5 protein-coding genes are annotated in these 6,930 nt (G+C 37.7%); 1 reads left to right on the forward strand and 4 read right to left on the reverse strand.

The window, feature by feature from the left end; translation table 11 throughout:
- Positions 1 to 484 precede the first annotated feature (484 nt).
- The gene (locus tag BA70_RS13345; RefSeq protein ID WP_034323136.1) at positions 485 to 1,993 is read left to right on the forward strand and encodes an AcpB/EbpR/MafR family transcriptional regulator; all 1,509 of its coding nucleotides are present in this window, start codon (positions 485 to 487) and stop codon (positions 1,991 to 1,993) included.
- Positions 1,994 to 2,077: 84 nt separating this feature from the next.
- Here the strand turns inward: BA70_RS13345 and BA70_RS13350 are convergent, their stop codons facing one another.
- From BA70_RS13350 to thrS, 4 genes are all read right to left on the reverse strand, one after another.
- Positions 2,078 to 2,359 (reverse strand): hypothetical protein, encoded by a 282-nt coding sequence (locus BA70_RS13350; RefSeq protein ID WP_024425245.1) that lies wholly within the window; start codon positions 2,357 to 2,359, stop codon positions 2,078 to 2,080.
- A 380-nt stretch (positions 2,360 to 2,739) separates the two neighbouring features.
- Positions 2,740 to 4,020, reverse strand: coding sequence for a hypothetical protein (locus tag BA70_RS13355; RefSeq protein WP_034323138.1), 1,281 nt, complete (start codon positions 4,018 to 4,020; stop codon positions 2,740 to 2,742).
- A gap of 30 nt (positions 4,021 to 4,050) precedes the next feature.
- Positions 4,051 to 4,620 carry a hypothetical protein gene (locus tag BA70_RS13360; RefSeq protein ID WP_034323140.1) on the reverse strand — a complete coding sequence of 190 codons (570 nt, stop codon included), beginning with the start codon at positions 4,618 to 4,620 and terminating at the stop codon, positions 4,051 to 4,053.
- A gap of 177 nt (positions 4,621 to 4,797) precedes the next feature.
- Positions 4,798 to 6,726 carry a threonine--tRNA ligase gene (gene thrS / locus BA70_RS13365; protein ID WP_078061729.1) on the reverse strand — a complete coding sequence of 643 codons (1,929 nt, stop codon included), beginning with the start codon at positions 6,724 to 6,726 and terminating at the stop codon, positions 4,798 to 4,800.
- Between the last annotated feature and the right edge of the window lie 204 nt (positions 6,727 to 6,930).

The raw sequence follows: 6,930 nt of genomic DNA on the forward strand, positions 1-6,930 counted from the left end.
GAATCATTGATTGAACAAATGTTACGTATCTATTTATGCTTGAATGATCAATATACTATTTAATACATGCTTATATAAGCATGTACTCACATATGGTCCGATCATATGAACACAAGCTTGTATGTATGGTATGGTGGTGAGACAGTGCAGCATCGTGTAGACAGCATTCCTCTTTGTTCCCCTACATATGTTAATCAAAAATCCTCTGCTTTTTATTCTTACATTTACCGTTTTAGCAGCAAAAAAATAAACAAAATTTCTAAAACGATCCATTTTTAAGATATTTATGACTTGCTCATATCTTTTTATAAGAAAAAAATGGTAAATAAGCTAATAAATTTCGATTTCGTCTAATTTTTTTCTCTTTTATAATCAAAAGAGAAGACAAAACAATATATCCTAAACATTACAATCATTTCATGCCTATTCTGGTCATTACATATTCTTTATTGGGACGCAAACAAGAGAAAGGAGTATTTGGTTAATGGAACTCATTGATAATAAATCAAAGAGATGGATCAATATTTTAAAACTACTTGTATCCAAAAATAAATGGTGGACTCTTCAAGAAATATCAGATGAGAAGATCGGCTCTGTTCGTGCGATACAAAGCGATTTAGAACAGATGAAATCATTTCAAACAGAGGAAGGGGAACCATTAATCCGTATAAAACCAAGACAGGGCATTTCCATTTGTTTTACGCAGACCTTACGAGTGGACTACTATACCAAGGAAATTCTAAAAGATAATATCGAAATACGTTTGATCGATGGGATTTTTTTCGAACAAAACATGTCTTTCTATGAATGGATGGACATTCTCAATATCAGCAGATCAACAATGTATAACACAATCAATAAAATCAATTCCGTGCTTACATCCTATGACATTGAGTTACGTCCAGATAGTATGCAGTTCTATGGAAATGAGAAGGAAATACGTCATTTCTTTGTCGAGTTTTTATTTGAAGTGTACGGAAGCAGACTTTGGCCGTTTGATGAGATTCAAAAACAAGATGCAGCTGATCTATTACAAGACCTATTTCAGGTGATTGAAGTCAATGTACCAGATGCCGCCATTGATAAATACTGCCTGTGGCTCGGCGTTTCCATTCACCGAATCAGAAAAAATTTCACAATAAAACGCAACTATACGTACTCAATGAACGAAGAAAATCAGTCTTCTACAGCTAAGAGTATCTATTATCAAATCAAAGCATGGGAGGAGCAGATTTGTCGAAGGATGAAAGACAAATTTGATATAATGCTAGACCATCATGAGTTTGTCTTTTTACTATTGATCGAACCAGCTATCGGTCACTTTAAATCAATTGAGTCTGTCGAAGAAAAATTAACATTCTTTCAGTCGCATACGCCGCGTCTATATGAAGCCATCCATTCATTTATCGATCAATTGGAATTAATTTACCATACAGAAATTACGAATCGAAAGGTACTGACATTACTTCTTCTCCAACATTATGTGTATTCTAATGAAATTACCGGAAGAGATGGATTTCTCTTCAAAAAGAAATCGCGCTATATATCAGAGGTGAAAAAGCAGCTTCCATACTTTTATTCAAGAATCTCTCATATCATTCAAGAGTCAAAAACAGATGATATACTAGCTTCTTTTGTCAAGAACGAGCGAGAATTGATTCGAATCATTACGTCTAATTGGAGAGGACTTGTTCAATTAGAAATGGAGCGAAGAAACATGTTAAACATTTTTGTTATTTCAACACTAGGCTATAATCACAGTTTGTTTATTGCAGATTTAATTAAATTGAGAGTACCTCCTCTTATTCACATTTTTACAAGTCCTGAAAATACTTTAAATGAATCGACAATGGCTCAACTTCAAATTGATATCATTGTGACGGATACTGAGCTTCCTATTCAATTTGGACGATCTACTCTGTTAATCAGCTCTTTTCCAACCAAGAAAGAATTAAACAACTTGCACCGAAGAATAGTTGATATGACCGACTGATTGATGTAGAAACTTCATCATAAAAAAGCTGCTGAGAACCTCTCAACAGCTTTTTCCAATTTCAGCTTCCATCTTTTTCATTCATTAATGAAGCGCTATTTGTTCATTCATCAAATCAATGGCGTAAAGTGATTGCTCATATTCATCTAATAGAAGGTATACTTTGAGCGGGGCAGCTGTTTGATCTGTCTGCTGCGTGAATAGCACACAAGTGAATTTTTCGATCCCCTCTGGCAGCTTGCTTTTCAGAAAAGGATGAAGAATAGGAGAGATTCGAAGGGTATCAACATCTTTCAGCCAAAGCTCATCTTGTAACGCAGGATAATGGTCAACCAAAAACTGACGAAACACTTCCAATGTACTCAAGGTAGATATCCTCACTTTCTTCTATCATGACTTCAAGCTCACCTAAAAACAAACGTTATCAACTCATCATATGATCTCAGCCCACGTATTTTCGTATACGACTAGAGACACAATTTCTCTTTTCTAGAGATCAATTGTAGATCAACTGTACTGTCCCGACTGTTTAGTTTGTATGACGTTTACTATATCTTCTCATTGACTCAACCACGAATCCAAACGATGGACCTATGATCATATTCTTATCTGTTTCTTTCGTGATGAAATGACAACTTCCTGCTACAAAATTCCATTTTTATTCAAAAAATAGGTTAAATAGACAGAAAAAAGAACAGCTCTTCACTGTTCTTTAAAAAGTCGTAAAGCGCTTTGTCTTTATTACTTCAAATGTCCTGTAATGGAACCACTTTGCCACTGGCTGCATCGACGCCATAATGGCAATCAAGCTTCCCGCATAAAACATATTGTTTTTGCGCATCGTCATAGACATAGATGGGTGTAAGCTCCAAGTACTCTCTCAATTTTTCAAAGGCTTCTTCCTTTGATAGAGTGATTTCACTGGGTGCTTGAAAAGGGTCGAGTATCCCGCACACCTGAAACATCTCTTTCTTATCTATGTAATTGACCGCTTCAAAAGAGCTGGCATCAATGAAGACCTTGATTTTATCCAAAAAACCACTTCCTTCTTGCTGACTCGTTTTTAAGATCGCATGGATGTAACCATGGTCACGATGCAGTGTTGTGAGGACCCACTTTCCTGTATCCTTTGAATATTTCTGTCGCAAAAAGGTTCGTACCGCTTTCATGCACTCGTCTTGCTCCTCTTTTGATATCGGGATTGTATCTGGCGAAGGTTCCAATGAGAAGGCTTGTTCAGCTGAAATGTCTTCATGTATATTCATTTCTTTTTTTTCAAAGGATTTGTTTAACGGTTCATTCCACTCCATGACCTGATTCAAGTGTATGCAATGAGTTTCTTCACGCCCAATTTCAAACGGAATATTTCCTGTTCCATCGTTCTTGACATAGATCTCTTCTAACGCATAAACAGAACGGATTCGATTCTGCTCGAAGGAAGGCCATTCAAACCGCTGGACCTGTTGCTTAGCTAAGCTCTCGATCATATCAATAGAAAGCGCATATTCTTCCGCTCTCAGCATTTTTTTCGCTATAAATGGGCCATGATGAATAAAGGACGTGAGTTGTCCATTTTCATCCCAGGTTACTTCAATCGTTCCAGAAGGCGAAACTGGAACACTATCGATGCTTTCATGAAAATGAAGTTCTCCCTTTTCTTCTTTTTGCAAATGAAAATGCTCCCCATAGATCAACCCTGTTTCTTGTTCCACCCATTGGTAGATATCATCGGGATGCTGACTGTCAAATGTCACACCATTCTTAGCGTAAGTCTTGTCCATGACAAAAATAACCGTTTCAAATTGACCTGTGTTCAAATTCACCTCAATGACTGCTGTTCCTTCGGGGTTTGAATCATCGTCTTCAGGTTCAGTGTGACGAGGAGGGAACCACTCCATATTCAATTTATAAATTGTTTCATTGATGACATTGACGTAACGGCTAAAACCGTATCTTTTTAAAAGGTAATGATCTAAGCCAAATTTCATCCTTGTCTGATCTATCAATTGTTGTATGTTTGCATTCATTTGTTTCTCCTCAACATGTTAAGTGATTTTTTATGGAAGGACAAAGACGATGATAAAGAAAAATATAACGATAACTGTCAAGAGCCCTAAAACCATTGCCATCATATTTGATTCCTTTGTATACCCTTTTAATTCATGCTCTTCAGTAGAACGGTCAATTTTTCTAAAGCGAAAAAGCATGCTTACATTGATAAGGGCTAGAGCAATAACCAATAAAAAAATTAGAAATATAGGTTCTATATCAAAGAATGGATTCGTGACATTTTGGAAGCTAAATGATTGAAAGAACATAATGCCACTCAATACCACTTTCCAAATATTCTCCATCCTCTGTTCTTTCTCCCACTCTTTCCCCAGTTTCTCTTTTTCATATATAGCTACCTGCTCGAAAATGGGAATGAAAGACTTCGTTGATCCTTTTTTGATAAAGCCTAAAATACCTTGAAGGAGCATGAAAATTCCTAAACAAAAAAAGAAATGTGTAAAACGAATTTCAGAAATTTGAATCAAGATAAAAAAAGCGACGATCATGATGCCGGCTATTAAATTAGAGGCGACGATTTGTTTTGTTCTCATTTTTTTTAGCGTTGCTTGTTCCATGTAATGCTCCTCTCCGTTTCAAATGTTTCTGATGAGCGCTCTATCTATATTACGATTTTATTGAGTAAATGTTTCAATATTTTCCCTTTGCATCGCATATTCGGTTTTTTCACAAATGAAAAGACGCCCATCATTCAATGAACGTCCAATCCTTCGTATCTTACATGCTGAAACGCATCACATCATTTCTTGAGCAACCGTTCTATCTTTTATTTGTTGAGCTACCAACCGTTTAAAGTCCTCCATAGACAGCTGCTCTGAAGCCTTTTCTCCATGCTGCCTGATATTAAGCGTTTTTTCTTGCATTTCTGTATCGCCAATCACAGCGATATAAGGGATTTTTTGCATTTGTGCTTCTCTCATTTTATAGCCGAGTTTTTCATCCCGTTCATCGATTGTGACTCTTATCCCTATACTTCTTAGTTGCTGTTGAACTTCCAAGCAGTGATCAAGGTGAACGCTTGAGACAGGTATGATTTGTACTTGTACTGGTGCTAGCCATAACGGGAAGGCACCTGCAAAATGCTCGATCAGAATACCAAGGAAGCGATCAAGAGAACCAAAAATGGCACTGTGAATGACAACCGGTCGGACCTTTTCGTTTTTTTCATTGATATATGTTAAATCAAATTTTTCAGGCATTTGGAAATCAAGTTGAATTGTGGCGCACTGATGGCTCCGCTGCAGCGCATCTTTAATATGAAAATCAATTTTTGGACCATAAAAGGCCCCATCTCCTTCATTTAGCTGGTAGTCGACCTCTAGCTGATCAAGCACATTTTGAAGCGCTGTTTCTGATAGATGCCAAATCGCATCATCCCCTAATGCTTTTTCTGGACGAGTCGATAGTTCAACTGAATACTCAAATCCAAAAGTTCGATATACGTGATCAACTAATTGGAAAATCTGTTTGATTTCAGACTCAATTTGATCTTCTCTCAAAAAAATATGGGCATCATCTTGGCAAAATGTCCTGACCCTAAACAATCCATTTAATGCTCCGCTATATTCATGCCGATGCACCTGACCAAATTCGGCCATCCTGATTGGAAGATCCCTGTATGAATATAAGTTGTTTTTAAACATGAGCATATGCCCTGGACAGTTCATCGGCTTTAAAGCAAAACTTGTCTGGTCTACTTCCGAGAAATACATATTTTCATGATAGTGATCCCAATGGCCTGACTTTTCCCAAAGTTCTTGGTTCATCATAAATGGTGTGCTCACTTCTTCATATTGTGCTTTACCTCGCATTTCTCTTGAAAAAGCCATTAATTCATTTCTGATAAGCTGCCCCTTTGGTAAATAAAACGGCATGCCTGGGGCTTCTTCAGAGAACATAACTAGAGATAATTGTTTGCCTAATTTTCGGTGATCTCGTTTGTTTGCTTCTTCCACAAAGTGAAGATAATCAGCTAGATGTTTTGAATGTTGAAACGCAACACCATACACCCGCTGCAATACATCGTGATTGCGATCCCCTCGCCAATAAGCCCCTGCAACACGTGTTAACTTAAATGCCTTCATATATCCTGTAGATGGCAGATGAGGACCACGGCACAAATCTATAAATTCTCCTTGCTGATAAATCGTGATTGCCTCTTGTTTAGGAAGACCTTTCAAAATGTCCAGCTTATATGGGTCATTCGCAAACAACGCTCCAGCTTCTTCGTAAGACACTTCGATTCTTTGGATCAAATGATTTTCGTTCATGATGTTTTCCATCTCTTTTTCAATCACAGCCAAATCCTCTACGCTTAAAGATTGATTTAGATTCATATCATAGTAAAATCCATTTTCGACGACAGGTCCGATTCCAAGCGTCACATGGTCATATAACCTCTTCACGGCTTGGGCTAATACGTGTGCAGATGTATGGCGTAACACTTCAAGCCCTTCGTTCGAATCAAGTGTTACAATAGACAGCCCGGCATCGCTGTATAGCTGATAACTTAAATCAACCATTTGATCATTGACCTTTCCCGCCACTGCTTTCTTTTTTAAGCTCGGGCTAATATGGGAGGCAATTTCTGCGACAGTCGTACCTGCAGAAAACTCCTTTATCTTTCCATCTGGAAATTGAATCTTCACCATGTTTTCTCTCATAACTGACACACCTTTCACTTTTTTTGAAATAAAAAAACACACCCATCCCTCATAGAGGGACGAATGTGTCATTCGTGGTTCCACCCAAATTCCCATAATGCCTAGTCGCTTTATGGCTCTGGTGCCGTAACGTCCGTGGTTCCACCCAAATTCCCATAACGCGTATTCGCTTTATGGCTCTGGTGCCGTAACGTGGCGTAGACG

Source organism: Bacillus zhangzhouensis, from assembly GCF_000715205.1.
Taxonomy (GTDB): domain Bacteria; phylum Bacillota; class Bacilli; order Bacillales; family Bacillaceae; genus Bacillus; species Bacillus zhangzhouensis.